We start from the raw sequence: 18,653 nt of genomic DNA, 5'->3' as shown, positions 1-18,653 counted from the left end.
GAGGCGTACCACCGGGGCGGACACCCCTCCACGGCCTGCGGGGACTCGACTCGCTCCCCGGGGGCCGTGGCGCCGTCAGGGCTGGACCAGCACCTTGAGGACCTCGCGCTGGTCCATCAGCCGGTAGCCCTCGGGGACGCCGTCGAGATCGGTGGGGTGGTCGAAGACCAGGCCCGGGTGGACGTTGCCCTCCAGGATGTCGGGGAGCAGTTCCTCGATGTAGGAGCGCACGGGTGCGGGTCCTCCGGTGAGGGTGACGTTGGCGGCGAACATCGCCGAGATCCCGATCGGCCCCTGCTCGTACTGGGGCAGGCCCACACGGCTGACGGTTCCTCCGGGGCGGGCCACGCCCAGCGCCGTCTCGTAGGCGTCCAGGTGGCCGACGGCCTCGATCACCACGTGGGTGCCCTGGCCCCCGGTCAGGTCCCGGACCAGTTCGACCCCCTCGGCGCCGCGCTCGGCGACCACCTCGACGGCGCCGAACTCCCGGCCGAGGTCGGTGCGGTCCTTGTGCCGACCCATGAGGATGATCTCCTCGGCGCCCCTTCTCCGCGCGGCCAGCACTGACAGCAGACCCACCGCGCCGTCGCCGATGACCGTGACCGAGGTACCGGGGCCGACCCCGGCGGTCAGCGCGGCGTGGTGGCCGGTGGGGTAGACGTCGGCCAGGGTCAGCAGCGAGGGCAGCAGGGCGGACTCCTCCCGCACCGGCAGCCGGACCAGCGTGCCCTGGGCCTGGGGCACGCGGACCACCTCCGCCTGCGCCCCGCTGAGCAGCCCCCCGTTCGCGCAGGAGGTGTGCAGGCCCTCCCTGCACAGCCCGCACGTGTGGTCCGCGTAGGAGAACGGCGACACCACGAGGTCTCCGGGGCTGACCCAGGTCACCTCGGGTCCGGTCTCCTCCACCACACCGACGAACTCGTGCCCGGCCCGGACGCCCTCCTGGGAGGCGGGCATACCCCGGTAGGCGTGCAGGTCGCTGCCGCACACGCACGTGCGCACCACGCGCACGAGGGCGTCGGCGGGATCGACGAGCTCCGGGTCGGGCACGTCCTCCACCCGTACGTCACCGGCGCCGTACATCAGGGCCGCTCGCATCGGTTTCCTCCTTCGGGGTCGGGTGCAACCGACCACTGTGACTTTGAGTGATGTTTTGACTACTTCTCGCAAGATAGCGCGTCCGGCGGTCCCCCGGGGCGGGTTCGGCGGCTCCGAAGGCCCTGCTGCGTCGGGTCGCTGGAGTCCGTCGGTCCGTCGTGGCACGATGAGTCGGTGACCAGTAGATCCACCTCCGAGCAGCACCTGAGCGACCTCGCGCGCCTGCGGCGCGTCCGGGACCGGATCGACCGGGAGTACGCGCGCCCGCTGAACGTCGAGCAGCTGGCCAGGGACGCACACATGTCGGCGGGGCACCTGAGCCGCGAGTTCAGGCGCGCCTACGGCGACTCGCCGTACTCGTACCTCATGACCCGGCGCATCGAGCGCGCCATGGCGCTGCTGCGACGCGGCGACCTCAGCGTCACCGACGTGTGCTTCGAGGTCGGCTGTTCGTCCCTGGGCACCTTCAGCACCCGCTTCACCGAACTGGTCGGGATGCCGCCCAGCGCCTACCGGAAGCAGGCCGTGGGCGAGGCGGAGGGCATGCCCTCGTGCGTCGTCCGGCAGGTCACCAGACCGATCAGGAATCAAGAAGCGCGGCGCCCCGGCCAGACGTAGTCTGACCAGCATGGACATCAAGATCAACGCCAGTTTCCTGCCGCACACCGACCCGGAGGCCTCCCTGGCCTTCTACCGGGACGTCCTCGGTTTCGAGGTCCGCCTCGACGTCGGATACGAGGGGATGCGCTGGATCACCGTGGGACCGGCGGGGCAGCCCGACACCTCGGTGGTCCTGGAGCCGCCGGTGTCCGACCCCGGCGTCACCGACGAGGAGCGCCGGGTCATCACCGAGATGATGGCCAAGGGGACCTACGCCTTCCTGAACCTGGCCACCCCGGACCTGGACTCCGCCTTCGAACAGATGGTGGCCCGGGGCGCCGAGGTCGTCCAGGAGCCCACCGACCAGCCGTACGGCGTCCGCGACTGCGCCTTCCGCGACCCGGCCGGGAACCTGGTCCGGATCAAGGAGGACCGTTGACCGCGGAGCGCCCCGACGCGCCGCATCCCGCGGACGGCCACGAGCTGATCCGGGTGCACGGCGCCCGGGAGAACAACCTCCGCGACATCAGCGTCGAGATCCCCAAACGCCGCCTGACGGTGTTCACCGGAGTCTCCGGTTCGGGCAAGAGCTCGCTGGTCTTCAGCACGATCGCCGCCGAGTCGCAGCGGATGATCAACGAGACCTACAGCAGCTTCGCGCAGGGCTTCATGCCGTCGATGCCCCGGCCGGACGTGGACGTCCTCGACGGGTTGACCACCGCCATCATCGTGGACCAGGAGCGCCTGGGCGCCGACCCGCGCTCCACCGTGGGCACGGCGACCGACGCCAACGCGATGCTGCGCATCCTGTTCAGCCGCCTGGGGCGGCCGCACATCGGATCCCCGCACGCGTTCTCCTTCAACGTCGCCTCGGTCAGGGCCAGCGGCGCCATCACGGTGGAGCGCGGCGACCAAAAGACGGTGAAGCAGACCTTCACCCGTACCGGCGGCATGTGCGTCAACTGCGAGGGCCGGGGCAAGGTCACCGACTTCGACCTGCGCGAGCTCTTCGACGACTCCAGGTCGCTGTCGGAGGGGGCGTTCACCATCCCCGGCTGGAAGTCGGACGACTGGTGGACGGTGCGGACCTACAAGGCGTCGGGGTTCTTCGACCCGGACAAGCCGATCCGCGACTACACCGAGCAGGAGATGCGGGACTTCCTGTACCACGAGCCGGTCAAGGTGAAGGTCGAGAAGTCGAACCTGACCTTCGAGGGTCTGATCCCCAAGCTCCGCAAGTCGTTCCTGTCCAAGGACAAGGAGGCGATGCAGCCGCACATCCGGGCCTTCGTGGAGCGCGCGGTGACCTTCACCGACTGCCCCGTGTGCGGCGGGACCCGGCTCAGCGAGGCGGCCCTGTCGTCGAGGATCAGGGGCGTGAACATCGCCGAGGTGTGCGCGATGCAGATCAGCGACCTCGCCGCGTGGGTGCGGGAGCTGGACGAGCCGTCCGCCGCTCCCCTGCTCTCGGCCCTGCGACGGACGCTGGACTCGTTCGTGGAGATCGGGCTGGGCTACCTCTCGCTGGACCGTGCGGCCGGGACGCTCTCGGGCGGCGAGGCCCAGCGCACCAAGATGATCCGCCACCTGGGGTCCTCGCTCACCGACACCACGTACGTCTTCGACGAACCCACCGCCGGTCTGCACCCGCACGACGTCGAGCGGATGAACCGGCTGCTGCTGCGGCTGCGCGACAAGGGCAACACGGTGCTGGTCGTGGAGCACGAACCGGACACCATCGCGATCGCCGACCACGTCGTGGACCTCGGACCGGGCGCCGGTGCGGCGGGCGGCACCGTGTGTTTCGAGGGGACCGTCGGTGGGCTGCGGTCCAGCGGCACCACGACCGGCCGCCACCTGGACGACCGGACGGCCCTCAAGGAGGGGGTGCGCGTCCCCACCGGCCGATTCGAGATCAGGGGCGCCCACACGCACAACCTGCGCGACGTGGACGTGGACGTCCCCCTGGGGGTGCTCGCCGTCGTCACCGGGGTGGCCGGTTCGGGCAAGAGCTCACTCGTCCAGGGGTCCCTGGTCGAGGGGGCCTCCGCCGTGGAGGCGGGAGTGGTGGCCGTCGACCAGAGCCCCATCCGTGGTTCGCGGCGCAGCAACCCGGCGACCTACACGGGGCTGCTCGAACCGGTCCGCAAGGCGTTCGCCAAGGCCAACGGGGTCAAGCCCGCGCTGTTCAGCGCCAACTCCGAGGGCGCCTGCCCGGTCTGCAAGGGCATCGGGGTGGTCTACACCGACCTCGGGTTCATGGCCAGCATCGCCTCCACCTGTGAGGAGTGCGACGGCAGGCGGTTCGACACCTCCGTGCTGGAGTACCGCCTGGGCGGGCGCGACATCAGCGAGGTGCTATCGATGTCGGTGTCGGAGGCGACCGCGTTCTTCGCCGAGGGCGAGGCGCGGACCCCGGCGGCGCACCGAATCCTGGAACGGCTGACGGACGTGGGGCTGGGCTACCTGGGTCTGGGCCAGCCGCTCACCACGCTGTCCGGCGGTGAGCGCCAACGGCTCAAGCTCGCCGTCCACATGGCGCAGGAGGGCGGCGTGTACGTCTTGGACGAGCCCACCACCGGCCTGCACCTGGCCGACGTCGAGCACCTGCTGGGCCTGCTGGACCGGTTGGTGGAGTCCGGGAAGTCCGTGATCGTGATCGAGCACCACCAGTCGGTGATGGCGCACGCCGACTGGATCATCGACCTCGGCCCGGGTGCGGGACAGGACGGTGGGCGGGTGGTCTTCGAGGGCACCCCGGCGGAGATCGTCGCCGACCGCTCCACCCTCACCGGCCAGCACCTGGCGGACTTCGTCGGAGGCTGACAACGGGCCCGGGGCCGTCCCGGCACCGTATCGGGACGGCCTCACTCGGAGAGCTCGAGGACGCTCGCCATGCCCGGGTCCTCGTGGACGCTCACGGTGTCCCGCCAGGCCCGCAAGGGTCAGGGGTCCCCTTCACGTTCCAGTACCGGAGACGAGGACCGTGCCGGTCAGTACCAGGGGGGCCGATGGCCGTGGGTGTGACGGGGCAGCTTCCGCCGGGTGCGCCGGTGGGGTCTCGGGGGTCGCAGTCATGGAGTTGCCCTCTGCCCTGGGGTGGCGTTCGCGGGGGGTGCGGACCGCTGCGGATCGGGGCGACCGTTCTCGGAGATGCCTTGTGAGCACTCACTCACAAGCCCGGATCGCAAGAGTGCCCGCTCCCACAGCGGACACGAGCGAGGCGGGGACGGCTCAGGAGGGCGCCGGGGGACGGGCCGTTCTGGCCCACGTCACCCCGCGGGACGGAGGGGATGGGTCATGCCGTTGGCCAGGGTGCGCGCCCACGGGGCGTCCACCTCGTCCAGGTCGAGGGCAGTGATCAGGTGGCACATCAGCCCCATGGCGAAGAAGTGCTGGACCTGGTCCCGGGTCCCCCCGGAGAGCGAGTGCGCCAGGGTCACCGCCGAGGCGTACCCCTTCCTGACGGCCTCGCGGATCTCGGGGACGTCGGTGGCGCTCTGGGCGTGCACCTGGAGCATGATCAGATCGCGGTCGGCGATCAGCGCCGCGTACGCGTCGCCCATCCCCTCCAGGACCTGGGCGGCCGAACCCCCGAGGGAACCCTCCGCCCCCTCGCGCAGGGCCTGCTCGACGCGCTCGAAGCACAGCTCCAGCGTCGCCGTGAACAGCCCCAGTTTGCTGCCGAACAGGCGAAAGACGTAGGCCTGCGAGATCCCGGCGGCGTCGGCGATGTCGGTCACCGGCGTCGCGCGGTAGCCGCCCCGAGCGAAGGCGGGCACCGCGTGCCCCAGGATCAGGGACCGGCGCGCCCGCGCCGTGGAACGGCCGCCGCCGTCTTTCGGACTCATGGGTGTGAGTACACACTCACATCGAGGTTCTGTCAACCTGTCCAGCGCCCCGTCACTCCACAGACACCGCCCGGTGGTGCCTGCCGATGGGGAGCATCAGCGGTTTCCCCGAGGTGGGGTCGGTGATGATCTGGCTCTCCATCCCGAACACCGCCCGCACCGTCTCCGGGGTGAGCACCCGCTCCGGCTGACCCGCCGCGTGGAGTCCGCCCCCGGCGAGCGCGATGAGGTGGTCGGCGTAGCGCGCCGCCAGGTTGAGGTCGTGCAGGACCAGCACGATCGTCGTCCCGCGCGTGGCGTTGAGGTCGGTGAGCAGGTCCAGGACCTCCACCTGGTGGCTGACGTCCAGGAACGTGGTCGGCTCGTCCAACAGGAGCAGGTCCGTGCGCTGGGCCAGCGCCATGGCGATCCACACCCGCTGACGCTGCCCCCCGGAGAGTTCGTCCACGGGCCGGTCGGCGAGCTCCACCGTCCCCGTGGCCTCCAGCGCCTCCGCCACCGCCTCGTCGTCCTTCCCGCTCCAGCGCGTGAACATCCGCTGGTGGGGGTGGCGGCCCCGGCCCACCAGGTCGCTCACGGTGATGCCCTCCGGGGCGACCGGCGACTGCGGGAGCAGGCCCAGGGTCCGCGCCACCTCCTTGGGCGGCGTGCGGTGGACCTCCCGGCCGTCGAGCAGGACCCGGCCCGAACGCGGAGCCAGCAAACGCGACATGGAACGCAGCAGGGTGGACTTGCCGCAGGCGTTGGCGCCGACGATGGCGGTGATCCGGCCGGGCGGCACGGCCAGGTCCAGGGAGTCGATGACGTCGCGGTCCTTGTACCCGAGCGTCAGTTCCTCGACGAGGAGCGAGTGGTCCGTGGTCACAGGGAGCCTCCCACGCGGTTGCTGCGAATGATGAGGTAGACGAGGTAGGGGGCACCGAGCACGCCGGTGACGACCCCGACCGGGAACCGGGTCCCGAAGGCGAACTGGCCGCAGAAGTCGGCGACCAGGACCAGGAGCGCGCCGACCAGCGCGGAGGGCACGAGCAGTGAACCGTCCGAGCCCACCAGTCGGGCGGCGATCGGCCCGGACAGGAAGGCCACGAAAGCGATCGGTCCGGCCGCCGCGGTGGCGAAGGCGATAAGCCCGACCGCACCGACCACCGCCAGGAGGCGGGTCCGGTCCACCCGCACGCCCAGGGCCGAGGCGGTGTCGTCGCCCAGCTGGAGCGCGGACAGGTTCCCGGCCTGCCCCAGGAGCACCGGCGCGATGAGCACCAGCGCGAGGACGACCGGCACGGTCGCTCCCCATCCGGCGCCGTTGAGGCTGCCGGTGAGCCAGCGCATCGCCTCCTGGTGGTCCCAGGTGGCCGCGCGGTCCAGGATGTAGGAGGTGATGCTGTGGAGCATGGCCGCGACCCCGATGCCGATAAGGATGAGCCGGGTGCCCGAGACCCCGTCCTTGTACGACAGCAGGTAGATGACCATGGCCACCCCGAGTCCGGCGACGATCGCGAAGACCGACACCCCGGCCCCGTCCAGGGAGAGCACCACGATCGCGAAGGTCGCCGCCGCGCTCGCCCCGGCGCTGATGCCGATGATGTCCGGGCTGGCCAGGGGGTTGCGCAGCATGGTCTGGAAGGTGACTCCGGCGAGCCCGAAGCACGCCCCGGCGGTGATCGCGAGCACGGCTCGCGGTAGGCGAAGCCGACCGACCGTGAACGAGGCGCCGGGGACGTCCTGTCCGAGGACCACTCGGGCGACGTCGCCGGGCGGGTAGAAGGTCTGTCCCACCATGAGGGTGACGGCGAAGCCGACCACGAGCAGGGCGGCGAGGATGACGATCACGGTGTGCCGTCGGCGCGCCCGGCGCGCGCGACCGCGCGTGACGGTCTCGACGGTGGAGGTGGTCACAGGGAACGAACCTTCTGACGTCGGACGATGTAGATGAAGAAGGGTGCGCCGACCAGCGCGGTCACGATCCCCACATCGATCTGTCCCGGGCGGGCCACGACGCGCCCGACCACATCGGCGGCGGTCAGCAGGGCGGCGCCGGTCAGGGCCGAGAACGGCAGCAGCCAGCGGTGGTCGACCCCCACGAGCAGGCGGCACACGTGTGGGATCACCAGGCCGACGAACCCGATCGGACCGGTGACGGCGGTGCTGGCGCCGCACAGCACGACGGAGCCGACCGAGGCGGTGACCCGAGAGATCGCGACACGTTCGCCCAGGCCCGCGGCGAGGTCGTCACCCAGTGCCAGGAGGTTGAGGCCCCGAGCGGAGAGCAGGCAGACGACGAACCCGACTACCAGGAAGGGGAGCACGTGGGAGATGGCCGCGAACGTGCCGCCGCCCACGCCGCCGATCTGCCAGGAACGGACCCCGTCGGCGATGTCGTTGCGGGGCAGCACGACGGCGCTGATGAACGAGGACAGCGCGGCGGAGGTGGCCGCACCGGCCAGCGCCAGCTTCAGCGGGCTCGCGCCTCCCCGACCCAAGGAGCCGATGACGTGCACGAACAGGGCCGTGACGGCCGCACCGACGATGCCGGCCCAGATGAAACCGGTGGCCGTGGCCAGGCCGAAGTAGGCCATGCCGATGACGACGGCCAGCGAGGCGCCCATGTTCACGCCCAGGATGCCGGGGTCGGCCAGCGGGTTGCGGGTCACGCCCTGCATGACCGCGCCGGAGACCCCGAGAGCCGCGCCCACGAGCACGGCGAGCAGGGTCCGGGGGATGCGCTTGGCCACCGCGGCCTCGTTGAAGCCCTCGGCTGATCCGCCGAAGGCCGCCACGATGTCGGCCCACTGGACGTCGCGGGATCCGACCGAGACCGAGAGGAACATCAGGCCCAGAAGGACGGCGAGGACCACGAGGAGCCAGAGGGGCCGGCCCCGACGTGGGGACCGCGTGACCGCGGTCCCCACGTCGGTGGGTGACTGTTGGGTGATCACTGCGCCCCGTCAGCGGCCTCGGCCAGGAGCGACAGGTAGTCGTCGAGGATCCACGAGATCGACAGCGGGGTCGGGTTCGCGGCGGTGCCGAGCGGGCTGTCGCCGGGCAGGTTCACCACGGCGGAGTTCTCGACGGCGGGCATCTGCGACAGCAGCGGGTCGCCCTCCAGGGCCTCGACCAGCTCCTCGCCGCCGTAGGTGACGATGACCTCGACGTCGTCGAAGGCGTCGGCCTGCTCGGCGCTGTGGGTGAGGGAGAACTGGTCGGTCTCGGCGGAGGCGGTGGCGACGCTCTCGGGGGTGACCATCCCGATGTCCTCGAAGAACAGCGCACGGGTGTCGTGGGTGGTGTAGAAGCTGACCTCGCTGAGGTCGGTGGTGTCGACGTGCGTCATGAACATCGCCGCCGCGCCCTCGATCTGCGGGTACTCGGCGACCGCGGCGTCGATCTCGGCCTCGAGGTCCGCGATGAGCTCGGTGCCCTCGTCGGCCTTGCCGATGGCGGCGCTGTTGAGCTCGATGGTGTCGCGCCAGGAGGTGCCCCAGGCGGTCTCCGGGTAGGCGACGACGGGGGCGATCTCGCTGAGGGTGTCGTAGTCCTCCTGGGTCAGCCCGGAGTACGCGGCGAGGATGACGTCGGGCTGGGTGTCGGCGACGGCCTCGAAGTCGATGCCGTCGGTCTCGTCGAAGAGGACGGGGGTCTCGGCGTCCAGTTCCTCGAGCTTCTCCTCGACCCACGGGAGCACGCCGTTGTCGTCGTCGTCACCGAAGGTGGCGGCGGCCATGCCGACCGGGACAACGCCCAGGGCGAGCGGCACCTCGTGGTTGGCCCAGTTGACCGTGGCGACCCGTTCCGGCTCGGAGTCGATGGTGGTCGTTCCGAGGGCGTGCTCGACGGTGACGGGGGTCCAGTCACCGGAGGCGGCGTCGCTCTCTCCGGAGGGCGAGGAGGAGCAGGCGGCGAGGGTGAGGGGGATGAGTGCGGCGGTGGCGATCGCGGCCAGCCGTGGGGCGCGGGTCATGGTGTCCTTCCGGTGGTGACCAACCCCGGAAACCGGGAGTTAGGTTTGCCTAACCGAATTTAGGGTGCACTCAGTTGGTTCGCAATCGCTCGAAAGGGACAAGGAACCTCGCGAAACGGACACGACGTCGCTGTCACTGGACGCGGAACCGCCCGGGACTCATGCCCGTCACCCTCCGAAAGACCGTGCCGAACGCGCTCGCCGAGTGGTAGCCGACCCTCTCGGCCACCTCCTCGATCTCCTCACCCAGGGAGAGCAGGGTGATCGCGTGCTGCACGCGCGCGGCGGCCGACCACTGGCTGAATCCGAGGCCGGTCTGGGCGCGAAACGCCCGCGTGATGGTTCGGGTGCTCACGCCGAGCCGCGCGGCCCAGGAAGCCAGGGTCGTGTCGTCGGCGGGGTCGTCGCGTACGGCCGCGACGATGGGCTCCAGCAGCGGGGACTCGGGGATCTTCAGCAACAGCTCGACCGGGGCCGGGGCCAGCAGGTCGAGCACCACGGCCTCGGTCCTGGCCCGTGACCCAGGACCCAGCCCCTCGGTGTTGAGCCGCTCGAGCAGGAGCCGCAGGAGCGGGGTGACCTCCACCGCGACGGTGGTGTCCGCGATGGCCGGGACCGCGTGGACGCTGAACTGGGCCGCGTGGTGCCAGGTCCCCGCCGGGGTCCACCCGGAGTGGGGGGTTCCGGCCGGGATCCACAGGCCGACCGACGGTGTGATGGTCCACACACGCGCCCCGGTCGTTGCCGTCGAGGCGCCGCGCAGGTTCCAGAGCAGCTCGTGCGTGGGGTGCGAGTGCTCCTCCCAGTACGTGTCGCGCGCGATCACCTCGTCGGTGCCATGGACCACGTAGGGGACGTCGATCTCCCCCGCGCCGTAGGAGGGAAGGCTGCGGTTCTCCACCGCGCCCGCACGCTCGCGCACCGCCCCACGGCGCGACGCCCTGTCTTGTATGACCACGTCACACAGGTTATGCGGGGCCACCCCGCGAGGACCAAACCAGGGGCCGCCCGGCCTCAGCCCCCTGTCGGACGTCACACCGCGGTACCGGTCGGGGCCACGCGGCCCGCTTCGAGGGTGAGGACGTGGTCGGCGTCCCGCGCCTCCTCCGCGAAGTGGGTGGCGTGCACCACTGTCACACCCTCGGAGGCGACCTCCGAGACCAGTTCACGAACCCGGGCCATGGATCGGTGGTCCAGCCCGGCCGAGGGTTCGTCCAGCAGCAACAGCCCGGCCTCCTGCGCCAGCCCCTGGGCGATCAGGGCGCGTTGGCGTTGGCCTCCGGAGAGCTCTCCCAGCCTCCGGTGGGCCAGGTCCGCGACCCCGGTGCGCTCCAGGCAGCGGTCGACCACCGCCCGGTCGTGGCGGGTGAGCGGACGCCACCAGCCCCGGTGCGCCCAGCGCCCCATGGCCACCGTGGCGCGCACGGTGAGAGGCAGGGCGTCCGGTACCGCGCTGCGCTGGACGACGAAGGCGGGGCGGCGGGCGTCCGCCGGGACCACCGTTCCGCTCCGGGGCGCGACCGTGCCCGCCAGCACCCCGAGCAGGGTGGACTTGCCCGCACCGTTGGCCCCCACCAGGGCGGTGACCGCCCCCTCGGGGATCTCGGCGCTGACCCCCCGGAGGACGTCCGTTCCCCCGTAGCCCGCGTACAGGTTGTCGATCCTCATCGCTGGTGACCCCCGCTTCTCGTGTGTCCGGGTTAGCCCGACCCGACCCGATGTGAAAACGATAATGGTTATCGCTGTAGAGTGTCCCATCATGGAAGCACTGATCGAACCCTTCGGGGTCACCTTCGTCCAGCGTGCGCTCTGGGCGGGCCTCCTGGTCTCGGCCGTCTGCGCGATCGCCGGCACCTGGGTGGTCCTGCGGGGCATGGCCTTCCTCGGGGACGCGATGTCGCACGGCATGCTGCCCGGGGTCGCCCTGGCAGCCCTGTTCGGGCAGAGCCTGTTCGTGGGCGCCGCGCTGGCGGCGGGGGCCATGGCCGCCGGGGTCACCGCGCTGAGCCGCTCCCGCCGGTTGTCGCAGGACACGAGCATCGGCCTGTTGTTCGTGGGGATGCTCTCGGTGGGCGTGATCCTGGTCTCGCACTCGGCGTCGTTCGCCGTCGACCTCACCGCGTTCCTCTTCGGCGACGTCCTGGGCGTGCGTGAACGGGACCTGCTCCACCTGGGGCTCTCCCTCGCCGCCGCACTGGTGGTCGCGGTCGTCGGCCACCGGGCGTTCGTCGCGCTGGCCTTCGACCACCGCAAGGCGCACACCCTGGGTCTGGCGCCGCGCGTCGCGCACGCCGCCCTGTTGGGCCTGGTCACCCTCGCCGTGGTCGCCTCGTTCCACGTGGTCGGCACTCTGCTGGTGTTCGGTCTGCTCATCGCCCCGCCCGCCACGGCGCTGCTCTGGGCCAGGAGCATCCCGGGGATCATGATCACCGCCGCGCTGCTGGGCGGTGTCGCCACCTACGTCGGACTGCTCGTCTCCTGGCACTGGGAGACGGCGGCCGGGGCGAGCATCGCGGCCACGGCGGTCGCCTTCTTCTTCGTCTCGGCCCTGGCCTCCGCCGTGCGATCACGCGGCTTCGCCAGGCGACGCCCCCCGACCGAGGAGCGCTCCGCCGACCCCGCGCCCCTGCCCACCACCCTGGAAGGAACGGTGACACCGTGAACCGTCGACACCGCACCGCCGCCCTGGGAGCGGCGGCCCTGGTCACCCTGCTCGCCGGTGGCTGCTCCGGCGGCGCCGCCGAACCCGAGCCCTCCGAGGAGGAGACACCCCACGGGTACGTCGAGGGGGCCGAGGAGACCGCCGAGCCACAGCTCCGGTTGGTCGTCGCCGACACCGACACCGGCCAGGTGCGGCTCCTGGACCTGCTCACCGAGGAGGTCACGGAGTTGGGCGAGGTCCCCGAGGTGGACGGCGTCATGGGAGACGGGCGCTTCGCCTACCTGAGTTCATCCGATGACGGGACCACCGAGGTCTTCGACAGCGGGGTGTGGACCGTGGACCACGGCGACCACAACCACTACTACCGGACCGGCTCCGGACACGTCGGTTCCCTGGAGCTCCCCGGCACCGCGCACGTCGTCACCGACACCGCACTGACCTCGGTCACCAATGGCCCCGGGGCGTCGCTGCTGCTGGACCGGTCGGAACTGGAGGACGGGACGGTCGCCACCGCCGACGTGTCGCTCGACGAGAGGTCCACCGTCCTCCCCTACCAGGGGGCGCTGGTCACCGTGGACGACGACGGGACGGTCCGCGTACTCGACCGCGAAGGAGCCCCGCAGGCGACCCCGGAGGCGACCTGCGCCGAACCGGGCGGTGCGGCCGTCACCCGCCGAGGTCTGGTGGTCGGCTGTGCCGAGGGCACTCTCCACGTCACCGAAGAGGACGGCGAGCTGACAGCCGCGACCCTCCCCCACCCGGGCGAGGTACGAAGCGGCCCCTTCCTGCACCGTTCCGGCTCCGCCGTCCTCGCCGCGCTTCCCGCCGACGACACCGTGTGGGTCCTGGACCTGGCCGACGGCGAGTGGCACTCGCACGACCAGCCCGGGGCCGTGGCGGCGACGGCGGTCGGCGAGGAGGGACCGCTCCTGGTCCTGACCGATGACGGGACCCTGCACTCCCTCGACCCCGGTACCGGGGAGGAGGAGGCGGCCACCGCCCTGCTGGACACCGTGGATCCCGAACTGCCGCCCACCCTCCTGGCGGACACCTCCCGCGCCTACGTCAGCGACCCCACCGCCGGGGTCGTGCACGAGATCGACTACGCCGACGACCTGCGTGTGGCCCGCACCCTCGAACCGGGGATCGCGCCGCACCTGATGATCCAGACCGGACGGTGAACGCCATGCTCCCCCGACGCCCCATCGCCGCCCTCGCGGCCACCACGCTCGCCCTGACCCTGGCCTCCTGTTCCTCGGAGGAGGAGGGCACGGGGATCGTGGTGACCACCAACATCCTCGGCGACGTCACGGCACGGATCGTCGGCGACGAGGCACCGGTCACCGTGCTGATGCCGCCCGACACCGACCCGCACTCCTTCGCGATCTCCGCACGCGAGGCCGCGACCCTGGAGAACGCCGACCTCGTCGTCCACAACGGCCTCGGACTGGAGGAGGGGGTCGCCCGCAACGTGGCCGCCGCCGAGGAGGCCGGGGTGCCCGCCCTGGAGGTGGGCGCGGGTGTCGATCCGCTGCCCTACACCTCGGACGAGAGCGAGGGCGAGCCCGACCCGCACTTCTGGACCGACCCGGCACGGGTCGGCCTGGCCGTGGACCTCATCGCGGAACGCGTGATCGAGGAGGTCGACGGGGTCGACGCCGACACCGTGCGCGCCAACGCCGAGGCCTACGCGGCCGAGGTGGACGAGCTCGACGCGTGGATGGGCGAGGAGTTCGCCGCCCTGCCCGCCGAGAGCCGCAGACTCGTGACCAACCACCACGTCTTCGGCTACCTCGCCGACCGCTACGGCTTCGAGGTCATCGGAGCGGTGATCCCCAGCGGGACCACACTGGCCTCGCCCAGCACCTCCGACCTCAAGGACCTCTCCGACGCCGTGGCCGAGGCCGGTGTCTCCGCCGTCTTCGCCGACTCCTCCCAGCCCGACCGGCTGGCCACCGTCATGGCCGAGGAGGCCGGAGTGGAGATCGAGGTGATCCCGCTCCACTCCGAGTCCCTGAGCCGGGAGGGCGGGGGCGCCGAGACCTACCTGGAGATGATGCGCGCCAACACCGAGGCCATCACCGCCGGGCTCCGCGACGACTGAGCCCGCCTTCCGACCACCCCCCAGTCACCCCCCGTACCGACACCCATCCCTGAGAGAGAAGAAGCATGCGCCCCAACCGAACCACCCGAGCGGCGGCCCTGCCCGCACTGCTGTCCGCCGGTCTCCTCCTGACCGCCTGCGGAACCGGCTCCGACGACGGGGCCGCGAGCACCGACGAGGAGGCGACCCCGGCCGAGGCCGTGGCGACCGAACCCCTCGTCACCACCTACGACGGCGGACTGTACGTCCTGGACGGCGAGTCCCTCGAAGTGGTCGCCGACATCGAGATGGAGGGCTTCAACCGGGTCAACCCCGCGGGGGACGACCGCCACGTGTTCGTCTCCACCTCCGAGGGCTTCCAGGTCCTGGACGCGGCCGGAGCGGAGCTCACCGACACCCTCTTCCCGGCCGACACCCCTGGTCACGTGGTGCGCCACGGCGGCCGGACCGTCCTGTTCGCCGACGGCACCGGCGAGGTCACGGCCTTCGACACCGACGCGCTGGGCTCGGGCCTGCCGGAGGAGACCGACGTCCACACCGCCGAGGAGGCCCACCACGGCGTGGCGGTCGAGCTGGACGAGGGTGAACTCCTGCTCACCCTCGGCAACGAGGAGGAGCGCGTCGGCGCCCTGGTCCTGGACGCCGACGACGAGGAGATCGCCCGTAGCGAGGAGTGCCCGGGCGTGCACGGGGAGAGCGCGGCCCAGGGCGGGGCCGTGGCCATCGGATGCCAGGACGGCGTGCTGATCTACCAGGACGGCGCGTTCACCAAGGTCGAGAGCCCCGACGACTACGGACGGATCGGCAACCAGGCCGGTTCCGAGGAGTCGCCCGTCATCCTGGGCGACTACAAGACCGACCCGGACGCCGAACTGGAGCGCCCCGAGTCGATCGCCCTGGTCGACACCGCCGAGGGCGACCTGGAGCTGGTCGACCTGCCCTCCAGCTACACCTTCCGGTCCCTGGGCCGGGGCCCGGCCGGTGAGGCCCTGGTGCTGGGAACCGACGGCTCCCTGCACGACATCGACCCCGACTCGGGCGAGCTCACCCGGAGCATCGAGCTGATGGACTCCTGGGAGGAGCCGCTGGAGTGGCAGGACCCCCGGCCCGCGCTGTTCGTGCGCGGTGGCACCGCCTACGTGAGCGACCCGTCCACCAACCAGGTGCACGCGGTGGACCTGGCCTCCGGTGAGGTCACCGGCTCGGTGACCCTGGACGAGGCCCCCAACGAACTGAGCGGCGTCGCCCACTAGGGCGTTGCTCGGCCCCGCCGCACGGCGGGGCGGCTCCCCGCGGCCCGGGGGCCCGCGCGTGACGGCGCGGGCCCCGGGCCGACCCGTTTTCCGGGCTCCACGTTCGGATCGGGGTCGGTGGGTCCGGGCGAGCGCGTCCCGTCGGGGCGTCAGCGGGCGGCGGGGCCGGTGGAGTCGCGGATCACCAGGTGGGTGGGCAGGACCACCCGCTGCGGCGCTGGATGCGCGGTGGAGAGCGACCCCTTCCTCAGCAGGAGCTCCACCGCCACCCGGCCCGCCTCGTCCTCGGGACCGGCGAGGGTGGTCAGGGCGGGAACGCACAGGTCCGCGCCGAAGATGTCGTCGTATCCGACCACGCTGACCTCGCCGGGAACCGCGACCCCGCGTTCGGAGAGGCGCCGCAGGACCCCGATGGCGAGCAGGTCGTTGTGGGCCACCAGCGCGGTCGCCCCGGACACCAGGGCGGCGTCGGCGGCGGCTCCACCCCCGCTGACCCTGGGCGGGAAGGGGCCCAGCCGGGCGACGGAGAGCCCGCGCCGTTCCGCTGCCGCCCTCAGTGCCTTCCATCGTTGGTTGGCGAGCCAGGACTGGTGCGGGCCGGAGAGATAGACGATCGACCGGTGCCCCAGCGAGGCCAGGTGCTCGACGATCTGCCAGCTCCCCGGGCCGCTGTCGACCACCACGCCGGGAAGGCCGTCGACCTCGCGGTTGACCAGTGCCAGGTTGTGGCTCTGGGAGATCCCCACGGTGGTCTCGTCGCTCATACGGCTGGCCGCCAGCACGAAACCGTCCACCGAGTGGTCCAGCCGTTCGATCTGATTGCGTTCGTGGGCCGCCGACTCCTCGGTGTTGCCAAGGATGAAGGTGACGCCCGCCTCGCTGGCACGCCGTTCCGCGCCCCGGATCGTGCCGAAGAAGTGCGGGTTGGTGATGTCGGGGACCAACATCGCGATGGTCGCCTTGTGCCCGGACTGCAGGGCCGTGGCCAGGGGGTTGGGCCGGTACCCGAGCCGTTCGGCGACCCGCAGTACGTGGTCGCGCGTGGTCGCGTTCACCCGGCGGGGGTTGCCGAAGGTCCGGGAGACCGTGGAGGCGGCCACACCCGCCTCAGCCGCGACGTCGTAGATGGTCGTGCGCCTGGGAGTGTTCATCTCGCCCCTTCCTACCGGTTTGTGACAACTTTTGGCAATCGCTTGCCACTGATGTGAACGGAAACCTAGAGTTCACAAAAGTGTGACACCCACCACGTCCACGGCCGCTGATCAGCGCAAAGCCGTGTCCGCCCGACTGGAGCCGACTGGGATGACCCAACCCCCCGAACCGAACGACACCGGGCCACCGAGTCCCGCGCGGACGGTGGTCCGCTGTCTGGAGAGGGCCGAACTCGTCGTCGGCGCCCTCCTGCTCACCCTGATCTTCACGCTGATGCTCGTCCAGGCGACCCAGCGCCACCTGCCGGTCTCCGGCTGGGTCTGGACCGGCGAACTGGCCCGGTTCGGTCTCGTGTGGCTGACCTTCTCCCTGGTCGGATACCTGGTGGGCCGGGACGAGCACATCACCCTGAAGCTCGTCGACCACGTGGCCCGCGGCCGGGTCCTGCGCGGGGTGTGGGTCCTGGCCAACCTCGTCGTCGCGGCGGTCGCCGTCGGGTTCGTGTTCGAGGCCGCCGAACTCGTCTTCGGCGGTTCCCCGCAGACCACACCCGCCCTCAACGTCCCCCTGTCCTGGACCTACGTCATCCCCATGGTCGGGCTGTCCCTGGCCGCGCTGCGCGCCCTGGCCAACACCCTGCTTCCCGCACCCCCGACCCTGGAGACCGCCCCCGAGGAGCGTGCCGAATGAGCGCCGCGCTGGTCGTCACCGGCATTCTCGTACTCCTGTTGCTGCGGGTCCCCGTGGCCTTCGCGATCCTCGGCCCGACCCTGCTCTACATGGTCGTCACGGACCAGTCGACGGGTCTGAGCCTGCGCACCGCCGCCCAGGAGGTCAACAGCTTCCCCCTGCTCGCGGTCCCGTTGTTCATCCTGCTGGGTGTGGTCGCCAACCACACGGGGATCGCGGACCGCATCTTCGCCTTCGCCCAGGTGCTGTTCGGCCGGGTGCGCGCCAGTCTGGGCTACGTGAACATCGGCGTCAGCGTCGGTTTCTCGTGGATCAGCGGCACCGCCCTGGCCGACGTCGCGGGTATGGGCAAGATGCTCGTCCCGGCCATGACCAGCCGGGGGTACCCCCGGCGTTTCGCCCTGGGACTGACCGCCTCCTCCAGCCTGATCAGCCCGGTGATGCCGCCGAGCATCCCCGCGATCGTCTACGCCTCGGTGGCGGCGGTCTCCACGGCCGCGCTGTTCGCCGCCGCCGTGATCCCGGCCCTGCTGATCGCGGGCGGCCTCGCACTGTACGTCTTCGTGTGGAGCCGCAAGCAGCCCCAGCTCGCCGGACGGCGCTCGGCACCCGGCGAGTTCCGGTCCGCCGCCCTGCGCGTCGTCGGCCCCCTGGGGGCACCGGTGCTGCTGCTCGGAGGCATCCTCAGCGGTCTGTTCACACCGACTGAGGCGGCCGCCGTCGGCGTCGCCTACGTCCTCGTGCTCGGATTCTGCTACCGGCGCCTGACCCTGCGCTCCCTGTGGAGCATCGCCGTCGAGACCGCCACCACGGCGGCGTCGATCACCCTGATCCTCGCCGCGTCGGGGCTTCTGGGCTGGGTGCTGGCCCGCGAGCGGGTGCCGCAGGACATCGCCTCGTTCCTGCTCGGCTTCACCGACAGCCCCGTCGTGTTCCTGCTGCTGGTGAACGTGGCGCTCATCCTGATCGGTACCATCCTGGAGCCCATCGCGGCCCTGGTCATCACGGTGCCGGTCCTCCTGCCGATCGCCGTGCAGTTCGGCGTCGACCCGGTCCACTTCGGGGTGATCGCCATCGTGAACCTGATGATCGGGCTGCTCACGCCACCCATCGGCGGTGTCCTCTTCGTCCTGGGTTCGGCCACTCGCACCCCCATGCACGAGGTGTTCCGAGGCACGGCGCCGTTCCTGATCCCCCTCCTGGCGGTGCTGGGGCTGCTCACCGTGGCCCCCGAACTCGTCCTCTTCCTGCCTGGCCAGCTCGGCCTGTAGCGACCGTCCACCGG

18 protein-coding genes are annotated in these 18,653 nt (G+C 71.3%); 9 read left to right on the top strand and 9 right to left on the bottom strand.

What is annotated here, in order from left to right; genetic code table 11:
• Positions 1 to 75 precede the first annotated feature (75 nt).
• Entirely contained in the window at positions 76 to 1,098 is a 1,023-nt protein-coding gene (locus KBX21_RS12505) for an alcohol dehydrogenase catalytic domain-containing protein (protein ID WP_199776518.1), read from the bottom strand.
• A gap of 174 nt (positions 1,099 to 1,272) precedes the next feature.
• Between KBX21_RS12505 and KBX21_RS12500 the strand changes: the two genes are divergently transcribed.
• The 3 genes from KBX21_RS12500 to KBX21_RS12490 are packed head-to-tail and all read left to right on the top strand — an operon-like array spanning position 1,273 to position 4,524.
• Positions 1,273 to 1,716 (top strand): helix-turn-helix transcriptional regulator, encoded by a 444-nt coding sequence (locus KBX21_RS12500; protein ID WP_017547105.1) that lies wholly within the window; start codon positions 1,273 to 1,275, stop codon positions 1,714 to 1,716.
• Between the two features lie 10 nt (positions 1,717 to 1,726).
• Entirely contained in the window at positions 1,727 to 2,137 is a 411-nt protein-coding gene (locus KBX21_RS12495; RefSeq protein WP_017547104.1) for a VOC family protein, read from the top strand.
• Positions 2,134 to 4,524, top strand: a complete 2,391-nt coding sequence (locus KBX21_RS12490; RefSeq protein WP_210841989.1) for an excinuclease ABC subunit UvrA — start codon at positions 2,134 to 2,136, stop codon at positions 4,522 to 4,524. The genes KBX21_RS12495 and KBX21_RS12490 overlap by 4 nt, the downstream gene beginning before the upstream one ends.
• A gap of 446 nt (positions 4,525 to 4,970) precedes the next feature.
• Here the strand turns inward: KBX21_RS12490 and KBX21_RS12485 are convergent, their stop codons facing one another.
• From KBX21_RS12485 to aztA, 7 genes are all read right to left on the bottom strand, one after another.
• Entirely contained in the window at positions 4,971 to 5,549 is a 579-nt protein-coding gene (locus KBX21_RS12485; protein WP_210841988.1) for a TetR/AcrR family transcriptional regulator, read from the bottom strand.
• Between the two features lie 52 nt (positions 5,550 to 5,601).
• Positions 5,602 to 6,414 carry an ABC transporter ATP-binding protein gene (locus KBX21_RS12480; RefSeq protein WP_049570116.1) on the bottom strand — a complete coding sequence of 271 codons (813 nt, stop codon included), beginning with the start codon at positions 6,412 to 6,414 and terminating at the stop codon, positions 5,602 to 5,604.
• Positions 6,411 to 7,445, bottom strand: coding sequence for an iron chelate uptake ABC transporter family permease subunit (locus tag KBX21_RS12475; RefSeq protein ID WP_210841987.1), 1,035 nt, complete (start codon positions 7,443 to 7,445; stop codon positions 6,411 to 6,413). The genes KBX21_RS12480 and KBX21_RS12475 overlap by 4 nt, the downstream gene beginning before the upstream one ends.
• A complete protein-coding gene (locus KBX21_RS12470) occupies positions 7,442 to 8,485 on the bottom strand; it encodes an iron ABC transporter permease (RefSeq protein WP_049570108.1) in 1,044 nt (347 codons plus the stop codon). The genes KBX21_RS12475 and KBX21_RS12470 overlap by 4 nt, the downstream gene beginning before the upstream one ends.
• Positions 8,482 to 9,507 (bottom strand): iron-siderophore ABC transporter substrate-binding protein, encoded by a 1,026-nt coding sequence (locus KBX21_RS12465; RefSeq protein ID WP_210841986.1) that lies wholly within the window; start codon positions 9,505 to 9,507, stop codon positions 8,482 to 8,484. Before KBX21_RS12465 ends, KBX21_RS12470 begins: the two co-directional genes overlap by 4 nt.
• Positions 9,508 to 9,640: 133 nt before the next feature.
• Positions 9,641 to 10,459 carry an AraC family transcriptional regulator gene (locus KBX21_RS12460; protein ID WP_156208046.1) on the bottom strand — a complete coding sequence of 273 codons (819 nt, stop codon included), beginning with the start codon at positions 10,457 to 10,459 and terminating at the stop codon, positions 9,641 to 9,643.
• Positions 10,460 to 10,539: 80 nt separating this feature from the next.
• Entirely contained in the window at positions 10,540 to 11,175 is a 636-nt protein-coding gene (aztA, locus tag KBX21_RS12455; RefSeq protein ID WP_049570101.1) for a zinc ABC transporter ATP-binding protein AztA, read from the bottom strand.
• A 91-nt stretch (positions 11,176 to 11,266) separates the two neighbouring features.
• Between aztA and aztB the strand changes: the two genes are divergently transcribed.
• The 4 genes from aztB to aztD all read left to right on the top strand — a co-directional run bounded on the left by aztB (position 11,267) and on the right by aztD (position 15,526).
• A complete protein-coding gene (aztB, locus tag KBX21_RS12450) occupies positions 11,267 to 12,169 on the top strand; it encodes a zinc ABC transporter permease AztB (RefSeq protein WP_049570098.1) in 903 nt (300 codons plus the stop codon).
• Positions 12,166 to 13,350, top strand: a complete 1,185-nt coding sequence (locus KBX21_RS12445) for an ABC transporter (protein WP_210841985.1) — start codon at positions 12,166 to 12,168, stop codon at positions 13,348 to 13,350. The genes aztB and KBX21_RS12445 overlap by 4 nt, the downstream gene beginning before the upstream one ends.
• Positions 13,351 to 13,355: 5 nt before the next feature.
• Complete coding sequence (gene aztC, locus KBX21_RS12440; RefSeq protein WP_210841984.1) at positions 13,356 to 14,273, top strand: zinc ABC transporter substrate-binding protein AztC; 918 nt, start codon at positions 13,356 to 13,358, stop codon at positions 14,271 to 14,273.
• Positions 14,274 to 14,338: 65 nt separating this feature from the next.
• On the top strand, positions 14,339 to 15,526 hold the full coding sequence (gene aztD / locus KBX21_RS12435) for a zinc metallochaperone AztD (RefSeq protein WP_049570092.1): 1,188 nt from the start codon (positions 14,339 to 14,341) through the stop codon (positions 15,524 to 15,526).
• Between the two features lie 149 nt (positions 15,527 to 15,675).
• On the opposite strand, the gene KBX21_RS12430 is transcribed toward aztD, so the two are convergent.
• Entirely contained in the window at positions 15,676 to 16,677 is a 1,002-nt protein-coding gene (locus tag KBX21_RS12430) for a LacI family DNA-binding transcriptional regulator (protein WP_049570088.1), read from the bottom strand.
• Positions 16,678 to 16,828: 151 nt separating this feature from the next.
• Between KBX21_RS12430 and KBX21_RS12425 the strand changes: the two genes are divergently transcribed.
• Together KBX21_RS12425 and KBX21_RS12420 are read left to right on the top strand one after the other, a co-directional pair.
• Positions 16,829 to 17,368 (top strand): TRAP transporter small permease, encoded by a 540-nt coding sequence (locus tag KBX21_RS12425; RefSeq protein WP_199776517.1) that lies wholly within the window; start codon positions 16,829 to 16,831, stop codon positions 17,366 to 17,368.
• Complete coding sequence (locus KBX21_RS12420; protein ID WP_049570085.1) at positions 17,365 to 18,639, top strand: TRAP transporter large permease; 1,275 nt, start codon at positions 17,365 to 17,367, stop codon at positions 18,637 to 18,639. Before KBX21_RS12425 ends, KBX21_RS12420 begins: the two co-directional genes overlap by 4 nt.
• Positions 18,640 to 18,653: the final 14 nt, after the last annotated feature.

The sequence above is a fragment of the Nocardiopsis sp. B62 genome, assembly GCF_018070675.1.
GTDB classification, from domain to species: Bacteria; Actinomycetota; Actinomycetes; order Streptosporangiales; family Streptosporangiaceae; genus Nocardiopsis; species Nocardiopsis prasina.
The sequence above is the reverse complement of the archived record's forward strand: the minus strand, read 5'-3'. Positions and strand labels throughout refer to the sequence as shown.